General features: G+C 60.5%; 19 protein-coding genes and 2 pseudogenes. 16 read left to right on the top strand and 5 right to left on the bottom strand.

What is annotated here, in order from left to right:
• The first annotated feature begins 2 nt into the window (after positions 1–2).
• From AC1DUP_RS36025 to AC1DUP_RS36000, 6 genes and pseudogenes are all read left to right on the top strand, one after another.
• The gene (locus tag AC1DUP_RS36025) at positions 3–1928 is read left to right on the top strand and encodes a hybrid sensor histidine kinase/response regulator (RefSeq protein WP_477837258.1); all 1926 of its coding nucleotides are present in this window, start codon (positions 3–5) and stop codon (positions 1926–1928) included.
• A 539-nt stretch (positions 1929–2467) separates the two neighbouring features.
• On the top strand, positions 2468–2920 hold the full coding sequence (locus AC1DUP_RS36020; protein WP_477837256.1) for a pseudoazurin: 453 nt from the start codon (positions 2468–2470) through the stop codon (positions 2918–2920).
• Between the two features lie 58 nt (positions 2921–2978).
• Positions 2979–3506 carry a DUF1775 domain-containing protein gene (locus tag AC1DUP_RS36015; protein ID WP_113510008.1) on the top strand — a complete coding sequence of 176 codons (528 nt, stop codon included), beginning with the start codon at positions 2979–2981 and terminating at the stop codon, positions 3504–3506.
• A gap of 23 nt (positions 3507–3529) precedes the next feature.
• A pseudogene (locus AC1DUP_RS36010) lies at positions 3530–4106 on the top strand (copper resistance CopC family protein).
• Between the two features lie 24 nt (positions 4107–4130).
• Complete coding sequence (locus AC1DUP_RS36005) at positions 4131–4691, top strand: CopD family protein (protein WP_477837253.1); 561 nt, start codon at positions 4131–4133, stop codon at positions 4689–4691.
• Between the two features lie 134 nt (positions 4692–4825).
• Complete coding sequence (locus AC1DUP_RS36000) at positions 4826–5119, top strand: hypothetical protein (protein ID WP_477837252.1); 294 nt, start codon at positions 4826–4828, stop codon at positions 5117–5119.
• On the opposite strand, the gene AC1DUP_RS35995 is transcribed toward AC1DUP_RS36000, so the two are convergent.
• Entirely contained in the window at positions 5116–5595 is a 480-nt protein-coding gene (locus AC1DUP_RS35995) for a hypothetical protein (RefSeq protein WP_477837250.1), read from the bottom strand. The two genes, AC1DUP_RS36000 and AC1DUP_RS35995, sit on opposite strands and share 4 nt — an antisense overlap.
• Before the next feature lie 3 nt (positions 5596–5598).
• A complete protein-coding gene (locus AC1DUP_RS35990; RefSeq protein ID WP_007823775.1) occupies positions 5599–5754 on the bottom strand; it encodes a hypothetical protein in 156 nt (51 codons plus the stop codon).
• Positions 5755–5912: 158 nt separating this feature from the next.
• Here AC1DUP_RS35990 and AC1DUP_RS35985 point away from each other — a divergent pair, with 158 nt between their 5' ends.
• The 6 genes from AC1DUP_RS35985 (at position 5913) to AC1DUP_RS35960 (ending at position 11502) form a co-directional block, all read left to right on the top strand.
• Complete coding sequence (locus AC1DUP_RS35985) at positions 5913–6455, top strand: cytochrome c oxidase subunit 3 (RefSeq protein ID WP_477837248.1); 543 nt, start codon at positions 5913–5915, stop codon at positions 6453–6455.
• Positions 6452–6733 (top strand): cytochrome C oxidase subunit IV family protein, encoded by a 282-nt coding sequence (locus AC1DUP_RS35980; RefSeq protein ID WP_113301979.1) that lies wholly within the window; start codon positions 6452–6454, stop codon positions 6731–6733. The genes AC1DUP_RS35985 and AC1DUP_RS35980 overlap by 4 nt, the downstream gene beginning before the upstream one ends.
• Positions 6734–6956: 223 nt before the next feature.
• Positions 6957–7409 (top strand): c-type cytochrome, encoded by a 453-nt coding sequence (locus tag AC1DUP_RS35975; protein WP_113301978.1) that lies wholly within the window; start codon positions 6957–6959, stop codon positions 7407–7409.
• 18 nt (positions 7410–7427) lie between these two features.
• Positions 7428–8768: a cbb3-type cytochrome c oxidase subunit I gene (locus tag AC1DUP_RS35970; protein ID WP_477837245.1), complete on the top strand. Its 1341-nt coding sequence runs from the start codon at positions 7428–7430 to the stop codon at positions 8766–8768.
• A gap of 27 nt (positions 8769–8795) precedes the next feature.
• Positions 8796–9608, top strand: coding sequence for an AAA family ATPase (locus AC1DUP_RS35965; RefSeq protein ID WP_477837243.1), 813 nt, complete (start codon positions 8796–8798; stop codon positions 9606–9608).
• 7 nt (positions 9609–9615) lie between these two features.
• Entirely contained in the window at positions 9616–11502 is a 1887-nt protein-coding gene (locus tag AC1DUP_RS35960; RefSeq protein WP_477837242.1) for a nitric oxide reductase activation protein NorD, read from the top strand.
• A 150-nt stretch (positions 11503–11652) separates the two neighbouring features.
• Here the strand turns inward: AC1DUP_RS35960 and hemN are convergent, their stop codons facing one another.
• On the bottom strand, positions 11653–13005 hold the full coding sequence (gene hemN, locus AC1DUP_RS35955; protein WP_477837240.1) for an oxygen-independent coproporphyrinogen III oxidase: 1353 nt from the start codon (positions 13003–13005) through the stop codon (positions 11653–11655).
• Positions 13006–13267: 262 nt separating this feature from the next.
• On the opposite strand from hemN, the gene AC1DUP_RS35950 reads away from it, so the two are divergent.
• Genes AC1DUP_RS35950 through AC1DUP_RS35935 form a run of 4 tightly spaced genes read left to right on the top strand, consistent with a single transcriptional unit; the run spans position 13268 to position 15744 of the window.
• Positions 13268–13552: a DUF2249 domain-containing protein gene (locus AC1DUP_RS35950; protein ID WP_477837238.1), complete on the top strand. Its 285-nt coding sequence runs from the start codon at positions 13268–13270 to the stop codon at positions 13550–13552.
• A gap of 15 nt (positions 13553–13567) precedes the next feature.
• The gene (locus AC1DUP_RS35945; RefSeq protein ID WP_477837236.1) at positions 13568–14941 is read left to right on the top strand and encodes a hypothetical protein; all 1374 of its coding nucleotides are present in this window, start codon (positions 13568–13570) and stop codon (positions 14939–14941) included.
• Positions 14925–15452, top strand: coding sequence for a DUF2249 domain-containing protein (locus AC1DUP_RS35940; protein WP_113301972.1), 528 nt, complete (start codon positions 14925–14927; stop codon positions 15450–15452). Before AC1DUP_RS35945 ends, AC1DUP_RS35940 begins: the two co-directional genes overlap by 17 nt.
• Positions 15439–15744: a metal-sulfur cluster assembly factor gene (locus AC1DUP_RS35935; protein WP_477837234.1), complete on the top strand. Its 306-nt coding sequence runs from the start codon at positions 15439–15441 to the stop codon at positions 15742–15744. Before AC1DUP_RS35940 ends, AC1DUP_RS35935 begins: the two co-directional genes overlap by 14 nt.
• 14 nt (positions 15745–15758) lie before the next feature.
• On the opposite strand, the pseudogene AC1DUP_RS35930 reads toward AC1DUP_RS35935, so the two are convergent.
• Both AC1DUP_RS35930 and AC1DUP_RS35925 read right to left on the bottom strand, forming a co-directional pair.
• A pseudogene (locus AC1DUP_RS35930) lies at positions 15759–16052 on the bottom strand (SDR family NAD(P)-dependent oxidoreductase); the annotation flags it as partial.
• A gap of 229 nt (positions 16053–16281) precedes the next feature.
• Positions 16282–16557 (bottom strand): enolase C-terminal domain-like protein (locus AC1DUP_RS35925; protein ID WP_477836894.1); only part of this gene is annotated, 276 nt, incomplete at its 5' end.

Below are 16557 nucleotides of genomic sequence, written 5' to 3'. Positions count from 1 at the left end.
TTATGCCCCATCGTCTGATCTCGCCGCGCACCGCATCGCCCCAGGAACTGGACGCGCTCGTGCATGTTCTCGACGGGGCTGATATCATCGTCCACCGGCTCGAGGGCACGATCACTCATTGGTCGATCGGCAGCGAGAATATGTACGGCTGGACCCGCGAAGAGGCCGTCGGCGAGACCGTCTACGGTTTGCTCGATACCCGCTTCCCTGAACCGATGGACGCCATACGTGCGCATTTGACGACACGGGGCTTCTGGCAGGGCGAGGTCGTTCATCGTCACAAGAACGGTCACGACATGCACGTGGCAACCCGCTGCGTGCTCGTCAACCTTCCCGATGGCGATCCCGTCGTCATCGAGGCAAACAGCGACGTCAGCGCCCTGCGCAAGGCAGAAGAGGCCGTGCGGGCGCGCGAGGCCCATCTGTCCTCGATCCTCGACACTGTGCCTGACGCCATGATCGTCATCGACCAGGGCGGCAATGTCATGTCATTCAGCAAGGCGGCCGAGACGCTTTTCGGCTTCACCTCCGAAGAAATCTGCGGCCAGAACGTCAGGAAGCTCATGCCTGAACCCTATCGCGCTGCCCATGACGGATATCTCGACCACTACATGCAGACGGGCGAGAAGCGGATCATCGGTTATGGTCGCGTCGTGACGGGCCAGCGCGCCGATGGCACCCAGTTTCCGATCGAGCTTCATGTCGGCGAGGCGACGGCAGACGGCGAACGCATCTTCACCGGCTTCGTTCGCGATCTGACAAGCAGGTTCAAGATCGAGGAGGATCTTCGCCAGGCCCAGAAGATGGAAGCCGTGGGTCAATTGACCGGCGGGCTGGCGCACGACTTCAACAACCTGCTTACCGTGATCAGCGGCAATCTGGAGATGATCGAGGACAAGCTCCCGGCAGGCCCGCTGCGCGACATGCTGCAGGAGGCCCAAGATGCAGCAGCCGACGGCGCAAAGCTTACCGGGCAGCTGCTGGCCTTCGGAAGACGCCAGCCGTTGAACCCGAAGCAGGCCGATCTCGGCCAGCTCGTCACCGGCTTTTCGGACTTGCTACGAAGGACGCTCGGGGAAAACATTCGATTGTCGACCGTCCTTTCTGGGTCCGATTTCAACGTGCTGGTCGACAGCTCGCAACTGCAGAACGCAATCCTCAACATCGCTCTGAACGCGCGCGACGCCATGCCCAGGGGCGGCACTTTGACCACAGAGGTCTCCCGTGTGCAGCTCGATGCCGACTACGCGAAAATGTATCCGGAAGTCCGCAGCGGAAACTTTGTCCTCGTTTCGATGAGCGATACCGGCGACGGCATGACCGAGGAGGTCAAGAAGCGCGCGATCGAGCCCTTCTTCACCACCAAGGAAGTCGGGTCTGGAACCGGATTGGGTCTGAGCATGGTCTACGGCTTCGTCAAGCAATCGGGCGGCCACCTGCAGATTTACAGCGAGGTCGGTCGCGGCTCGACGATCCGCGTCTACCTGCCCGCTCTTTCAAGTGCCAGCGCACGGGACGAAGCGACTGTCGGTGACAAGGTCGAGGCCGCATTACCAGGTGGCGATGAACGCGTTCTTGTCGTCGAGGACGACGCGCGCGTCCGCAGGGTTGCGGTCGCCAGGCTCGCCGGTATGGGATATGCGGTGATTGAGGCCGACAATGGCCGACGCGCACTTGACCTGCTCAAGAACCAGCCCGACGTCGCGCTTTTGTTCACCGACATCGTCATGCCCGGAGGCATGACCGGCGACGAGCTGGCAAGGGCGGCGCGCGCCGAACGGCCCGACCTCGCCGTGCTGTTCACATCAGGCTATTCGGAGCCGGCTCTGGCGGCAAACGAGGTCATCGCCGGCGCGCAATGGCTTCGAAAGCCCTACACGGCACGCGAACTTGCCCTGAAAGTGCGAGAGCTGATCGACGCCCGGTAAGGCGGGCGGGCGTGGACCTTCTCAAAAATCCAGCAATCCGATTGTCCGCCGGAATCTTTCTTGAAGGTTCCGCGCACGCGAACGTGCATCCACGGCTTCTCCTGAGGCCGCCGGCCACAGAAGAAGCCGCGATGAATTCTGCCGATGACGGGGTCGGGGGCACCGATGGACCCGACAGCTCGCCGGGCGGATAGATATCTATTAGAGGCGCGACTGCGCGCCCTGGAATCGGACTAACGGCCTCGTCAACCAGCTGGTTGCATTGCTGGCCACCTATTGCGAGCGCCATGCTTCGGCCTCGACCAGCTAGCCTCCAACAGTTTGTAAGACGTCATGATCGTCCCACGGGTCAATGCCGTCATCAACGTGATTGCCGGCTGCCCGCCGGTTTGGCTGCGTGTCTTCAAAACCAGACCGGGCGAACACCCGCTCATCCGAATTGGCGCCGCCAATTTGACGGGCATCAAAGAGTGATACGCGTGCATGTCCTAGAACCGCAGCCGAGGCCAGGATCGGCCGCGAACGATAGGAGAAATGCAATGCGTCTGAAATTTGGACTGATCGCTGCCGCGGCAGCTCTAATGGCATCGGCAGCGCCGCTCATGGCCGCCGACCATCAGATCCAGATGCTCAACAAGGGCGCTGACGGCGTGATGGTCTTCGAGCCGGGGTTCGCCAAGATCGCGCCGGGCGACACCGTTACCTTCGTGCCCACCGACAAGAGCCACAATGCCGAGACCTACAAGGGCCTTATTCCGGATGGGGCTGCGGAGTTCAAATCCAAGCCGAGCGAGCAATACCAGGCCAAATTCGACGTTCCCGGCGCCTATGTCATCAAGTGCACGCCGCACGCAGGCATGGGCATGGTGGCGCTGATCCAGGTCGGCGACAACCCTGCCAACCTCGAAGTCATCAAGACCGCCAAGCTTCCGAACATGGTGCGCAAGCGCCTTGATGCCGATCTCGCGCAGGTCGCGCAGGTCACGCAATAAAGCAGGCCCTCACAGGTGGCGGCGCCATGCGCCCCACCTGTGGACCAGGAGACATCTCATGATCAAACACTTTGCGCTCGCCGTGGCAGGCATTTTTTGCATTGCCGGATCGGCGCAAGCCCACATCACCCTTGAGCAGACCGAGGCGGTATCCGGGAAGGCCTACAAAGCGGTGCTGCGCGTGGGGCATGGCTGCGAAGGCAAGGCAACCATCAGGATCCGGGTGAAAATCCCTGAAGGATTGCTGTCTGCCAAGCCGATGCCGAAGGCGGGCTGGACGCTGCAAAAAATCCGCGGAACCTACGAAAAGAGCTACGATCTCTATGGCAAACAGGTCAAGGAAGGCCTCACCGAGATCGTGTGGCAAGGCGGCTCGCTTGTCGACGACGAATATGATGAATTCGTGTTTCGCGCCACCGTCGCGAAGGAACTGACTGCGGCCACACGCATATACGTTCCCGTCGTCCAGGAATGCGCCGAAGGCGCCGTCGAGCGCTGGATCGACATTCCTGCTGCCGGCAAGACCTCTGATGACTATGAGACCCCGGCGCCGTTTTTCGACGTCGTGGCGCCGCCTCATTCCTGAGACGGATTGGGAGATGGTCGCCCATGGCGCGGAATTTTTCCCTCTGGGCGGCCTTTTGCCTTCTCGCGCGTGTCGCGGGGCTGATTTTGATCATGGCGGCGGGAGCCGACGCCCACGCCGTCCTGATCGCATCTTCGCCCGCAAATAACGATATTCTCCCCGTCGCGCAGGAGAAAGTCCTGCTGCGCTTCAACGAAACCGTCAGGGTCATTCGCTTTAGCATGATCACCGCCGACGGAGCAGCCAGAGAGATTTCAGCGAGTTCTGGGGGGTACCGAAATCGAAGCGTCCCTTCCCGCTTCCCGCGCAAACGGCACAATGATCGTCAGCTACAGGGTGGTATCGGAGGATGGACATCCGATCGGCGGATCCATCGTCTATCATGTCGGCAAACCGTCGGCACACTCCAGCAATATTTCCGAGGTGTCGTCAAAGGCACTGCATGCCGCCATCTGGTTTGTCGATATCGGTTCGACGGTCGTTCTCGCCATCATTGTCGGCGGCGCATTTTTCAATCGCTGGCTCGATCAGGCAAGGACGCACGCCGGGTCCCCTGCCCTGGCAACCCTTGCGATCTTGCTCGTCTTGACGGGGCTTTAACTTCAGGGGCTGGACGACATTGGCGTGGGTCTCGTCTGGGCCGGGCTGGAGCCGATCGCCCAGTCATTCTCTGACCAAACGGGGATCGCCCAATGTCTCAGGCTTGTGGCGATTGTGCTTGCGGTCATGACCTCAGCCCTCCCTTCGCGATCGGCGCGCATAGCATCGGCCACTGCGCTGGTCCTTGCCTCACTCTCCTTCACGCTGACTGGCCACAGTTCCATGGCGCAGCCTCGCTTCATCGCGCAGACATCGATCTTCCTGCACGCTGCCGTCATGCTTTTCTGGATTGGCAGTCTTCTGCCGCTCCTGGGTCTCAGCCGCACTGTGGACGATCAGCGGTCGCTGCGGTTTTTCTCGCACCTGATCCCCATCCCCTTCGTCCTGATGCTGCTGGCAGGACTGCTGCTTGCGATAATGGAAGTACCCCGCATCGACCTGGCATGGTCGTCGCTGTTTGCGCGTGTGCTGGTCATCAAGATCGGCCTTATCGCAGTCTTGTGCATGCTGGCGCTCTACAACCGCTTTTGGCTCACCGCTCCGGCACTGGCGGGAGACCCAGCTGCCCGGCGCAGGCTGGGCTGAGCATTAGCGGAGAGATCGGGCTGGCGCTTTTGATCGTCGCTGCCGCCTCGCTGTGGCGTTTTGCGGGCCCTGGGCAATATCAATATGCGCATGCCCAACCGCCGGTGTCGCTCCACCTCCATGGGCAGAAGGCAATGGCGGAACTCGAACTGACGCCGCAACCTGAAGGCACGACCGATATCCGCGTTTCGATCCTGACGCCGCAATTCGATCCGATGCAGCCACGAAGCGTGTCTCTGGGCCTGCGTAATGCCTTGCGGGGGATCGAGCCTCTCAAGTACGGCCTCGCAAATGCTGCCGATGGCACATGGACCGCAAGTAACCTGCCGCTTTCAGATATCGCAGGCTGGAGAGTGGACGTTCAGGTGCTGATCGACGACTTCAACCTCGTCCATCTCGAAGGCGACCTTCCGGCAGGAACCGACTAGACGATAGGCCTGCCTGGATCACGCCATGCCGAGCTCGCCCTGGATGGCTCGTCTATCCGCCTAATGATCCGACGCTGGGCAGCGATATGCCGACGCAAGGCACAAAAGAACGATCTGAGCAGGTAGTTGACCGCGTCGAAGGACAGCAAGCAGCGGCCATCTTGCAGCGCCTGTAGCACCTCGACTACATCCTGCGCCGACTCAAGATTGAAAAGTCGACCAGCCTCGAGGTGGTCCTCCGTCTCGGATCGCTCGCTGCCGCTCATGATCGCTCCCAACCAGCCCGAACCAATCTGTTCCTCCAGTCGGTGACTGGTCAGAAGCAGAGGAAGGAGCCCGTCGGCGACCGCGCCGCAGAGCCGCTCATTAATGTGGCATGGCAGAAAATCGGCGATCGCCTCAAGAAGATCGCACCAGGACAAGAGCTCGCCATAGCGCGCTTCGAGCTCGTGAAAAGCGCATTTCGTGCTGCTCATCGCTCACCTCTGGAGGAACAGGCTCGCGGCAATGGCGATCGCGGCGATGACCGCAGTCACGACGCCTGTCCGTTGCAGCACGCCCATCCTGTAGAGCATGATCGCGAAGATCACGATGACGGGTGTTGCTATCGAAAGTCCGATTTGTGCGTCGCTCATGAGCTCTCCTTTGCGGGCGCAGGATAGCCAGTCACGGCGGGCGCTTCTTTGAGATCGATCAAAGAGACTCCGGCTCGACGAGCGGCTCATCCGGAGGGACGCACGCTTGTTTGCGGTTTTACAAAGACGCGGGCTCTGCCTCGTCATAAACACCGGCCATGACCTCGACAATCTCAGGCCAAGACGTGCGCGATACCGACAACGGCGATCTTTTGGTATGGATCCTCGCCTGGAGCGAGCTGGTCGCCTTCGGGGCTTTGCTGACGGCGTTCGTCGTCGCCTCCGTGCTGCATCCGGAAACATTCGCAGCCGGCAAAGCGAAGCTTCATCACACCCTGCCGATCGTCAACACGATCGTTCTTCTGGCAAGCGGTTGGTTTGCTGCCAAGGCGGTCGAACAGAGCGCAATTCCTCGCCGGCGCATGATGCTTCTAGCGGCGGCGCTGGGCGGGGTCGTCTTCGGCGGGCTCAAATGTATGGAATATGCGTTCGAAGGCGCATCCCTTCTCTCCGGCGATCCCTTCTCGCAACTCTATCTTCTGATCACCGGGTTTCATCTGACACATGTGGCGTTCGGATCGATGATCCTCGTCCTCGTCGCGGTCTTTCCGACGCGGGAAAACGTCCATCTGATCACGACACTCTGGCATGTGATCGACATCGTCTGGCTCGTCATGTTTCCGGTGATCTACCTGCTATGAAACATTCCGATCGTCCGAACTGCTCGCGCGCCTTGCTGCTGCTCCTTGTTCTGACGGGCTGCATGTTCATCTTGACGCGTGCCCTGCCGGACGGGGTGCCTCCGGCTTTGATCGCCTTGGTGATCGCTGCCATCGCCATCATCAAGATCCGCCTGGTCGTGCTGGATTTTCTCAGGCTTCGTGGGGCGCGGACGCCGTTGATCGCGGCCTTGTCGTCCTGGGCGGCATTCGTGCTGCTGATCGCGGTCGTGGGCGCCACCTTGCAATTGTCTGTTTGACGTTTCGCTTCACTCTTCAAAAATTGCGGTGTGCCAGCCGGTCGCCCCCGGCCGCAGGCTTCTCTTGCACGCCTCACTGCGCATGCCTCCATCGTGCAATCATCCGATTGCTTGCGAATGAGCAAAGAGCTCACGGTCGAATTCCGCCATTCCCTTCCAGCGAGCCCGCTGGCTCGATTTCCGACGTCACGGCGGCACCGCCACTGACATGAAAGGATGATCGATGGCTGAACGCCTGACAAAAACCGCGGCCCGAAACGTGTTCTACGGCGGGTCGGCATTCTTCTTTGCCATATTCGTGGGCCTGACGGCCCACAGTCACTACTACATCCGGACGGTCTCCACGGATGAGGCGACCCTGACGGAAAGCGTCGCCCGGGGGAAACATGTCTGGGAAAAGAACGCCTGCATCAACTGCCACACCCTCGATGGCGAGGGCGCCTACTTCGCGCCGGAACTGTCGAACGTCTGGATCCGCTGGGGTGGGGACAAGGATCCGGCGAATGCCCGCGAAGCGCTCCACGCATGGATGGCGGCACAACCCTCCGGCATCGAAGGTCGACGGCAGATGCCGCAATTCAATCTGACAGACCGGGAGGTCGATGACCTTGCCGACTTCCTCGAATGGGTCAGCAAGATCAACACTCAAAACTGGCCCCCGAACCAGGCCGGCTGACAGCGAGAGGGTATAGAAATGAAGTACAAGACCCAGAGCATTGCAATGCTCTATTTTTACGGAGCTCTCGGCCTGTTCATGGCGCAGCTCCTGTTCGGTGTGCTCGCCGGCACCATTTACGTGCTGCCCAACACGCTATCCGTCGAACTGCCCTTCAACATCGTACGCATGATCCACACCAATGCACTGATCGTCTGGTTGCTCATGGGCTTCATGGGAACGACCTATTTCCTGCTGCCGGAGGAATGCGAAACCGAGCTCTTCAGCACCAGGATCGCAATCGCGCAGTTCTGGATCTTTCTGATCGCGGCGGCAGTCGCCGTCGTCGGCTATCTCTTCCATATTCATGAAGGCCGCGAGTTTCTGGAGCAGCCCTTCGCGATCAAGGTTGGGATCGTGATCGTGGCGCTGATGTTCCTCTTTAACGTCACCATGACGGCGCTCAAGGGACGAAAGACGACCATCACCAACATCCTGCTCTTCGGCCTATGGGGTGTCGCGATCTTCTTCCTCTTCGCCTTCTACAATCCCGTCAATCTCGCACTCGACAAGATGTACTGGTGGTATGTCGTCCACCTCTGGGTCGAGGGCGTCTGGGAACTGATCATGGCCTCGGTGCTCGCCTTCCTGATGATCAAGCTGAACGGTATCGACCGGGAAGTGGTTGAAAAATGGCTCTATGTCATCATCGGACTGGCGCTTTTTTCAGGGATCCTCGGCACCGGCCACCACTATTACTGGATCGGCGCCCCTGGTTACTGGCAGTGGATCGGATCGCTCTTCTCGACGCTCGAAGTGGCACCCTTCTTCACCATGGTCGTCTTCACCTTCGTCATGACCTGGCGCGCCGGCCGCAAGCACGAAAACAAGGCCGCCCTTCTTTGGTCGATAGGTTGCTCGGTCATGGCATTTTTTGGTGCAGGCGTATGGGGTTTCCTGCATACGCTCTCGTCGGTCAACTATTATACGCACGGCACGCAGGTCACCGCGGCCCACGGACATCTGGCCTTCTTCGGCGCCTATGTGATGCTCAACCTTGCGGCAATGGCCTATGCTGTCCCGCAGATCCGCGGCCGCGCCCCCTATAATCAATGGCTGTCGATCGCCAGTTTCTGGATCATGTGTACTGCCATGTCGGTCATGACCTTCGCGCTCACCTTCGCCGGCATCATCCAGGTGCACCTGCAGCGGGTCCTCGGCCAGTCATACATGGAAGTCCAGGATCAGCTCGCCCTCTTCTACTGGGTGAGACTCGGCTCCGGCATCTTCGTGTTCATCAGCGCCCTGATGTTCATCTGGTCGGTGCTCGTTCCCGGACGGACGCGCGTCGCAAGCCCAGTGGTCCAGCCCGCCGAATGAGGCGGGCCATTTTTCTGGAGAACAATGATGACGATAGCCTTCAATCATCCGCTCAATCCCGACGTTGAAATACCGCACTACGCGCCCCAGGGTAACGAATGCGTACTCTTCGAACACGCCTGGACGCGACAACTCCCGATCCTCCTGAAAGGGCCGACCGGCTGCGGGAAGACCCGCTTCGTGCAGCACATGGCCGCCCGCCTCGGCCTGCCTTTGTCGACGGTCTCCTGCCACGACGACCTCACGGCCGCCGATCTTACCGGCCGATACCTTCTCAAGGGCGGCGAAACGGTCTGGATGGACGGGCCACTCACCAAGGCCGTTCGGGATGGCGGCATCTGCTACCTCGATGAAATCGTAGAGGCGCGCAAGGACGTGACGGTGGTTCTCCACCCGTTGACGGACGATCGGCGTATCCTGCCGCTCGAGCGGACCGGCGAAGTGCTGCAAGCCGGTCCCGTTTTCATGGTCGTGGTCTCCTATAATCCCGGGTATCAGAACCTGATGAAGGCGCTGAAGCCCAGCACGCGACAGCGGTTCGTCTCGATCGAATTCGACTTTCTTCCGCCAGAACGGGAGATCGCCACGGTGTCCCTGGAAAGCGGTCTTGCCGAGGCCAGGGTCGCTCCACTCGTCGAACTTGCCCGGCGCCTGCGCGCGCTCAAGGGCCAGGACCTGGAAGAAGGCGTTTCGACCCGCCTGTTGATCTACTGCGCTTCGCTTATCGACGCCGGCCTGCCAGCAATCGACGCGGTACGGGCAGCCATTATCGAGCCGTTGACAGACGAACCGGACGTCAAGGCCGCCCTCGTCGAGGTGGCCAGGGCCGCGATCGGATAGGTGAAGCATGCTGGAATTTCTGGAACTCGAAGAGACGGTGGGGCGCGCCTGGCATCGGCTGGTCGGCGACACCAGTTCATGGCCACATCATCCTGCTGCGGCCGTTCACCTTGCCGAGCTAAGACCGCAGCTTGCCGTCTGCTTCAGGGCATTCGGCGGAGACGCTACGCTGCAGATCCAGAGAGCACGGCAGAAAACCTCGATGCACAGGCTGCGGCTGAGACAAGTCATCGGCCTCGGCGAGGAGAGGTCCGACCATCCGGGCTGGGACGGCACGGCAATCCATCTGCCTGATGTTGTCGATCTTTTCGACGAGCGCTCGCTCAACCGGGATCTCTATTTTTGGCTGTCCGCCTATGTAGCGACCGCACCGTCCGTTTCGTCCCCTGCCGATCCGGCTCTTTCCGATCTGTGGCGGATCGAAACGGGTCGGAAAAACTCCGCCCTGGTCATCCAGAAGTTTCCCGGAATGGCGGCACGCTATGGGCGGCTGACCCAGGCGCTGCTCGGCTGCCGGAGGCGCGGGAGGCTTCCTCAAGCGGAACGGTGGATTGAGGAATTCGCCCAGCTGGCACTCACCGTTCCCTTGCATCATCCCCTTCCCGACACCATTCGCCCGAAGATAGCGGCCGCCCCCGCCGGCTACCTGCCGATGCTGCCTTTGCCGATCTGGCCGGATTTCAGGGGCCGCAGCGAGTTAAGCCCATCCGAACGCGATGACCTTCCATCCGATCAGGCAGGTGACGACCGACAGGCGCGACCGTCGCATGAGGCGACGCGCAAACGTGACGCTGACGACCGCAAGCGCGACCCCTTCATACTGAACCGCTTCGAGAAGATCCTCGCCATGGCGGAGATGGTCAATGTCGACCGCCCGAGCGATGACAGCGAAGAGGACGATCCGGCGGCGGCCAATGAGCTCGAGGAGATCACGCTCAGCGAAACGCGCGAACGGCCGAAATCCAAATTCCATTTCGACCTGGATCTCTCGCCGGAAGCCGCCGACCCGACGATGATAGACGGGGAGTTCACCTATCCGGAATGGGATTTCCGGAAGAGCCAATATCTTGCCGACCATTGCCGCGTGGTGGTCGGCTCGCCGTCGGACAAGGTGGACCAGGCAATCATCAGCGACGCCGCTCTCGTGCGCAAGGTCAGGCGCCAGTTCGAGACGCTCCGCCCCAAGCGGGAACTGCGAAGGGCTCAACTGGACGGAGATCAGATCGATCTCGAAGCGGCCATCCGCTCCCGCATCGACTTTATCGCCACCGGTCAGCCGGACGACCGCATCTACGGATGCGCCCGCCCCGCCAGCCACGAACTTGCAACCTCGATCCTCGTCGATGTCTCCTTGTCGACGGACTCCTGGGTCGACAATCGCCGGGTTCTCGACGTGGAAATGCAGGCGCTCGACGTCCTTGCCCGCGGTCTGCAATCCTGCGGCGACCGTTTTGCCATCCAGACCTTCACGTCCAGGCGTCGCGACTGGGTTCGCATCGACACCATCAAGGATTTCGAAGAGACTTTCTCAGCCAAAACCGCCGGCCGTATCGCCAGCCTCAGACCCGGTTACTATACACGCATGGGAGCGGCCATCCGGCACATGTCCAGGCAGCTGGAAAGCGACGGCGCAAGAAAGAAGCTGCTGCTTATCCTGACGGATGGCAAACCCAACGACGTCGATCACTACGAGGGTCGCTTCGCCCTCGAAGACAGCCGCAAGGCCGTTATGGAAGCGCGCACGAAAGGACAGGCGGTCTTCGCCGTGACGGTCGATCGCAGCGCCGGCGACTACCTGCCGGCAATCTTCGGTAGATCCGGGTTCGCACTCGTCTCGAACATTTCGAAATTACCGAGCGCGCTGCCTGCGATCTACCGGAGTTTGACGGCTTAGCGGCGCGAAAGACCGAGCCGCCTCTAAGCGAAAACCAGGCGGAATCGCTCCAGCCTGGTTTTCTCTGCATTCATCAGGGGGCGAGGAATGACCGGCAGGCGCTTGCCGCCGATCGCCTGCTGCTTGTCAAAACGTGGCGGTCAGCAGGAATCATGCCGCCTTGCTGTGCGTCCGGCCGAAGGAGCCGAGATAGGCGTCGAAGGCTGCTGCAACGGCACGAACCAGGAAGCGATGCTCCTTCGAGACGGCGATGCGACCATTCTCGATCGTCACCACGCCATCCAACACGAGGCTGTCCAGCCGGTCGTTCCGCTCGAGGAGGAAGCCGGCATCATAGCCGTCTTCCGCGCCGAGTTTTGCGAGATCGACCTTGAAGTCGCACATCAGCCGTTCGATCACTTTGGCGCGAAATTTGTCCTCACCGGTCAGCCCATAGCCTTTGGCCGTTGCGAGAATGCCGGAAGCGATCTGCTCGGCATAGCGTCCAAGGGCGACATGATTCTGCACGTAGCCACCAGGCAACCGTCCGATTGCTGAGGCCCCGAGGCCGATCAGGGTTTCGCATTCGTCCGTCGTGTAGCCCTGGAAGTTCCGCCGCAGCGTACCCGAGAGCGAGGCAATGGCGAGCTGATCGTCGGGCAATGCGAAGTGGTCGAGGCCGACACGAACATATCCGGCGCCCTCCAGCTCCCCGGCAATCGCCTCGGCCTGCTCGTTGCGTTGCGTGGCATCGGGCAGTGCAGCTTCGTCGATCAGCCGCTGGTGCTTCTTGAACGCCGGCACGTGGGCATATCCGAAAACGGCGAAACGCTCCGGCCGCAGCTCGACCGCCGTTCTCACCGTCTCAATACAGGATTGGACGGTCTGATACGGAAGTCCGTAGATAAGATCGAAATTGATACTCGTCACACCATAGCCTCGAAGCCCCGTCACGGCGGCCTGGGTCTGCTCGAAGCTCTGGATCCGGTTGATCGCTTTTTGGACCACCGGGTCGAAGCTCTGGACGCCAAGGCTTGCGCGGTCGACGCCGTTCTCACCAAGAGCGGCAATCATTGCGCCCGACAGGGTCCGCGGATCAATCTCCACCGCAACGCTGCAGTCGCTCGTAAACTGAAACGCGCTCTTGAGCTTGTTCATCAGGCTCGCAAATTCGTCCGGCTTCATGATCGTCGGCGTGCCACCGCCGAAATGAACATTCTTGACTGGAACCTCGTTTCGGGCCGCCTGCGATACCAGTTCGATCTCCTGGTTCAAGACGTCGAGATATTCGAGCACGGGTGCATCCTGGCGCGTAATCGTCGTGTGACAGCCGCAATACCAGCACATGGAGCGACAGAAGGGAACATGCAGGTAGACGGAGACGGGTCCCGAGGCTGCGACCTCTGAAAGACCGTGTGCATATTGCTCCGGCCCGACAGCCGGCGAAAACGCAGGCGCAGTCGGATAGCTGGTATAGCGTGGCAGGCGGGCCTCGCCATATTTGGCGATCAGGGCATCGGACATTTCGGCTTCCTTCATGAGAATGTCATGATGTGCATATGCCGACGAAGGGGCAGCCTTCCTTGTCCTGGATCAACAACGACCCGCATGACGCTGACAACAATGAGCCAGGCACCGGCGAGCGCCGAGAGTAACAAGACAAAATCGCCCGGTTGTTTGCTCACTGTCAAAGTCGCCTATTCTGCACCCGGCTATCTTCCGCTCCGATACAGGGCACGCCGCGGTCCGGTCATTCGTCATCTCGCGGCAAAAGGAAACAGCCATAATGACAGACGCGCCAGCCACCCAGACCGCTATTGCGCACATCGACGTGCGGATCCTGCCGCCCGTCGAACGCCATCCCCGGATCTTCGGCACGTTGAATTCGCTGACGCCGGGCCAGAGCCTCCACATCACCAGCGACCACGAACCCCGTCCCCTTCAGTACCAGCTCGACACCGCCCTGCCCGGAAAATTCTCCTGGGAATATCTGGAACAGGGACCGCATGTCTGGCGCGTGAAAATCACTCGCCTTGATGCGGGTTGCGACTGCTGCTGCGGCAGCCACTAGCGCCGGAGACGCGCCATGATGCCCGTGGGCACGACCCTGTCGCGGTGGACGATGTCGTATTTCGGCGCGGCGCTGTCTTACCTGCTGCTGGCAGAGTGCCTGCTGGCAGCCGGCGTCTGGATGCCTTCTCTCGATGTTGCCGAACCTGGAGCGCTTGCCATCGTCCATGCTGTGACGCTCGGATGGCTTCTGCTTCTCATGATCGGCTCACTGCTTCAGTTCGCGCCGGTCCTGACAGGCAATGACAGACCTGCCGGCCACTTCGACCTGATCGCATTTGCCGGTCTGCTCGCCGGCCCGGCGCTTCTCATGCTGGGCTTTCACCTGATCGTTGTCGGGTCCGCAGCTGCCGGCCCGGTCATGATCGCGGCTTGCGTCACACTTTCACTTTCCATCGCCGTTGTCTCGCTGCCGCTCTGCGTGCTGCTATGGCGGGGAAGACGGGTGCATACCGCCTCTCTCCTCGTTCTCCTCGGTATTGGCTGCCTTCTCGTCACGACCGCCTTCGGCGCCCTGTTCGCGCTGACGATCTCCGGCCTGGTGGGAGCACCCGCAGTCGTCGCCTATGGCATGGAAACCGTGGCCTTCCATGCGAGCTTCGGCCTTGGCGGATGGATGACATTCGCGGCGATCGGCGTCAGCTACAAGCTGCTTCCGATGTTTCTGCTGTCCGACGATATGCGCAGGGCTCAGCTCATTCGCCGATCAAGCACGCTGGCGGTTCTGCTTCTGTCGACCGCAGCGATCGGTGCTGCCGTCGCACCCAGTTTGGCGCGCGCCGTTTTCCTGTCGGCCGCTTTGCTGTTTGCGTTGATTGTTGCTGCCTACCTCTTCGAAATTTACAGAACATATCGCGCCAGACGCCGTCCGGGGCTCGAACTGAATACGCTGGGTTCGTTGCCGGCTTTCGCGATGCTCGGCCTCTCCGTCGCCCTTCTTGCCTTGTCCCTGTTCCTCGAGGCAGAGACGCGTATCGTGTCGGCGATCGTCTATCTCTTCGTATTCGGCTGGCTCACCGGCTTCGGTCTCGCCCAGCTCTTGAAGATCGTTCCATTTCTCACCTGGATCGAGGCCTTCGGCCCGCTTCTTGGCCGCAGGCCGACGCCGAAGCTCGGCAAACTAATCAACGGACGCCGGGCCGGCGTCTGGCTTGGCCTTTTCTACCTTTCCGTAGTTGGCGCCGCGATCGCGCTCTGCTTTGGATCGGACATGGGTTTTCGCATGTTCGCAGTCGTGCAAACCGCATCGACCTTCGCGCTCATCTTCGAGCTGGTGCTCGCCCGCGCGCTGGCGAACGTAGAACCCCGGATCAAGACCGCACCATTTCATAAACCGGCGCTGTTCGTCGCCGCAAACCACAGAGGTAACGCCAATGGTTCAGTTCCGTGAACTCGACGTCCGACAGATTCTGCGCAATGGCGGGATGCCATTCCAGCTCATCATGGACACATTCGACGGCCTAAATCCCGATGAGGGTCTGAAGCTGCGTGCGATATTCGAGCCCGTCCCATTGATCCGCCAGCTCGAAAAGCGCGGCTACTCACATGTCGCAAGGCGTCTGGCTGACGATGATTGGGAAATCGAGTTCATTCCGAACAAGCCCATCCAGCGGACGGAACCCGCCGTCGCCGCGACGGAAGCGGCCTGGCCTGATCCGGTCTGGAACCTCGATCTGACCGACCTTGCGCCACCTGAACCAATGGAGCGCATTCTATCTCGACTGGAGACGATGGAGGACGGCGAGGTTCTGTTTGCCCTTCTCAACCGGGAACCTGTCTTCCTCTTCAACGAATTGAAGGCACGGGGCCACGAATGGGTCGGCAATTTCGATGTTTCCGGCAAGACCTATCGAATCATGATCAGGACAACCACGGGAGATCAGAACAATGCTGGCGTCTGAGGTGACGGAACAGGACGTACGCAATGCGTTGCGTGAGATAGAAGACCCCGAAATGGGAACGAGCATCGTCGACCTCGGTCTGGTCTACGAAATCGATGTCACCGAGTCTGCTGTCGTGAAGATCAAGATGACCACGACCACCCGCTTCTGTCCGGCATCGGGCTATATTGCCGAGGCGGCGCGTCAGCGCGTTGAGGATATTGCCGGCGTAAACCGAGCCGTCGTCGACCTCGTCTACGAACCGGCCTGGTCGCCGGACATGGTGTCGCTCTTCGATCTGCCGAAGACCTGAGGCTGTGCAGTCATGCCCGGATGGCGGCTCGCTGCAATCACGGGCAAGCCGGCGGCGCGAAGGCGCCAGTCCAGCTTGAAGAAGAACATGCATTGGCAAGCTTGCTGGTCGAATGCGCGATGCTGGAAGTCACAACGACCCTCGCCCTCGCGTTTCGGCCAATTTGGGCGGCAGCAACGACGTAAGGGCGAAGGTGCCGAGTTGATTGACCCCAAACTGGAACTCGAAACCTTGTCCGGTCCTCATCAACGGTGGGGTCATACTCCGGCATTATTGACGAGCACATCAATGCGAGGCTCCCTCCCGCTTGCTCTGCGGAAGCGTGTAAAGTCAACCCGACAATTTCTGTGGTCGAAAAACGGAATACGGCTCTTGAAGGGAATCTAATCGTGGACCCGCGATCCAGATTGCGTGGGATACTCGAGATCGGATAAAAGCAATCCGGTATCAATCAGTCAGGCCGAATGCTGCTGAATGCTCAGGCCGCCACCAGGATGCGCTTGTTGCTTAGGCGCTTCGACATAGGACCATCTCTCCTTACCATTCGGCGAAGCTGCCGTCTTCGTGACGCCAGATCGGGTTGCGCCAGCGATGGCCTTCCTTGGCGCGCTCGATGACATAGGCTTCGTCCACCTCCACGCCGAGGCCGGGGCCTTGCGGAATTGAGACGAAACCGTCGGCATACTGGAAGACCTCCTTGTTGGAGATGTAGTCGAGGATGTCGTTGCCCTTGTTGTAGTGGATGCCGAGGCTCTGTTCCTGAATGAAGGCATTGTAGGAGATGGCGTCGACCTGCAGGCAGGCGGCAAGCGC

It is taken from the genome of Rhizobium sp. 01L419 (genome assembly GCF_056400025.1).
Note: the sequence above shows the minus strand (reverse complement) of the source record. Positions and strands in the feature narration are given on the sequence as shown.

What these genes read in the sequence shown, in the direction of transcription:
- AC1DUP_RS36025 (WP_477837258.1), top strand. Translation starts at nt 3, where the DNA reads ATGCCCCATCGTCTGATCTCGCCGCGCACCGCATCGCCCCAGGAACTG.
- AC1DUP_RS36020 (WP_477837256.1), top strand. Translation starts at nt 2,468, where the DNA reads ATGCGTCTGAAATTTGGACTGATCGCTGCCGCGGCAGCTCTAATGGCA.
- AC1DUP_RS36015 (WP_113510008.1), top strand. Translation starts at nt 2,979, where the DNA reads ATGATCAAACACTTTGCGCTCGCCGTGGCAGGCATTTTTTGCATTGCC.
- AC1DUP_RS36000 (WP_477837252.1), top strand. Translation starts at nt 4,826, where the DNA reads ATGGCGGAACTCGAACTGACGCCGCAACCTGAAGGCACGACCGATATC.
- AC1DUP_RS35995 (WP_477837250.1), bottom strand. Translation starts at nt 5,595, where the DNA reads ATGAGCAGCACGAAATGCGCTTTTCACGAGCTCGAAGCGCGCTATGGC.
- AC1DUP_RS35990 (WP_007823775.1), bottom strand. Translation starts at nt 5,754, where the DNA reads ATGAGCGACGCACAAATCGGACTTTCGATAGCAACACCCGTCATCGTG.
- AC1DUP_RS35985 (WP_477837248.1), top strand. Translation starts at nt 5,913, where the DNA reads ATGACCTCGACAATCTCAGGCCAAGACGTGCGCGATACCGACAACGGC.
- AC1DUP_RS35980 (WP_113301979.1), top strand. Translation starts at nt 6,452, where the DNA reads ATGAAACATTCCGATCGTCCGAACTGCTCGCGCGCCTTGCTGCTGCTC.
- AC1DUP_RS35975 (WP_113301978.1), top strand. Translation starts at nt 6,957, where the DNA reads ATGGCTGAACGCCTGACAAAAACCGCGGCCCGAAACGTGTTCTACGGC.
- AC1DUP_RS35970 (WP_477837245.1), top strand. Translation starts at nt 7,428, where the DNA reads ATGAAGTACAAGACCCAGAGCATTGCAATGCTCTATTTTTACGGAGCT.
- AC1DUP_RS35965 (WP_477837243.1), top strand. Translation starts at nt 8,796, where the DNA reads ATGACGATAGCCTTCAATCATCCGCTCAATCCCGACGTTGAAATACCG.
- AC1DUP_RS35960 (WP_477837242.1), top strand. Translation starts at nt 9,616, where the DNA reads ATGCTGGAATTTCTGGAACTCGAAGAGACGGTGGGGCGCGCCTGGCAT.
- hemN (WP_477837240.1), bottom strand. Translation starts at nt 13,005, where the DNA reads ATGTCCGATGCCCTGATCGCCAAATATGGCGAGGCCCGCCTGCCACGC.
- AC1DUP_RS35950 (WP_477837238.1), top strand. Translation starts at nt 13,268, where the DNA reads ATGACAGACGCGCCAGCCACCCAGACCGCTATTGCGCACATCGACGTG.
- AC1DUP_RS35945 (WP_477837236.1), top strand. Translation starts at nt 13,568, where the DNA reads ATGATGCCCGTGGGCACGACCCTGTCGCGGTGGACGATGTCGTATTTC.
- AC1DUP_RS35940 (WP_113301972.1), top strand. Translation starts at nt 14,925, where the DNA reads ATGGTTCAGTTCCGTGAACTCGACGTCCGACAGATTCTGCGCAATGGC.
- AC1DUP_RS35935 (WP_477837234.1), top strand. Translation starts at nt 15,439, where the DNA reads ATGCTGGCGTCTGAGGTGACGGAACAGGACGTACGCAATGCGTTGCGT.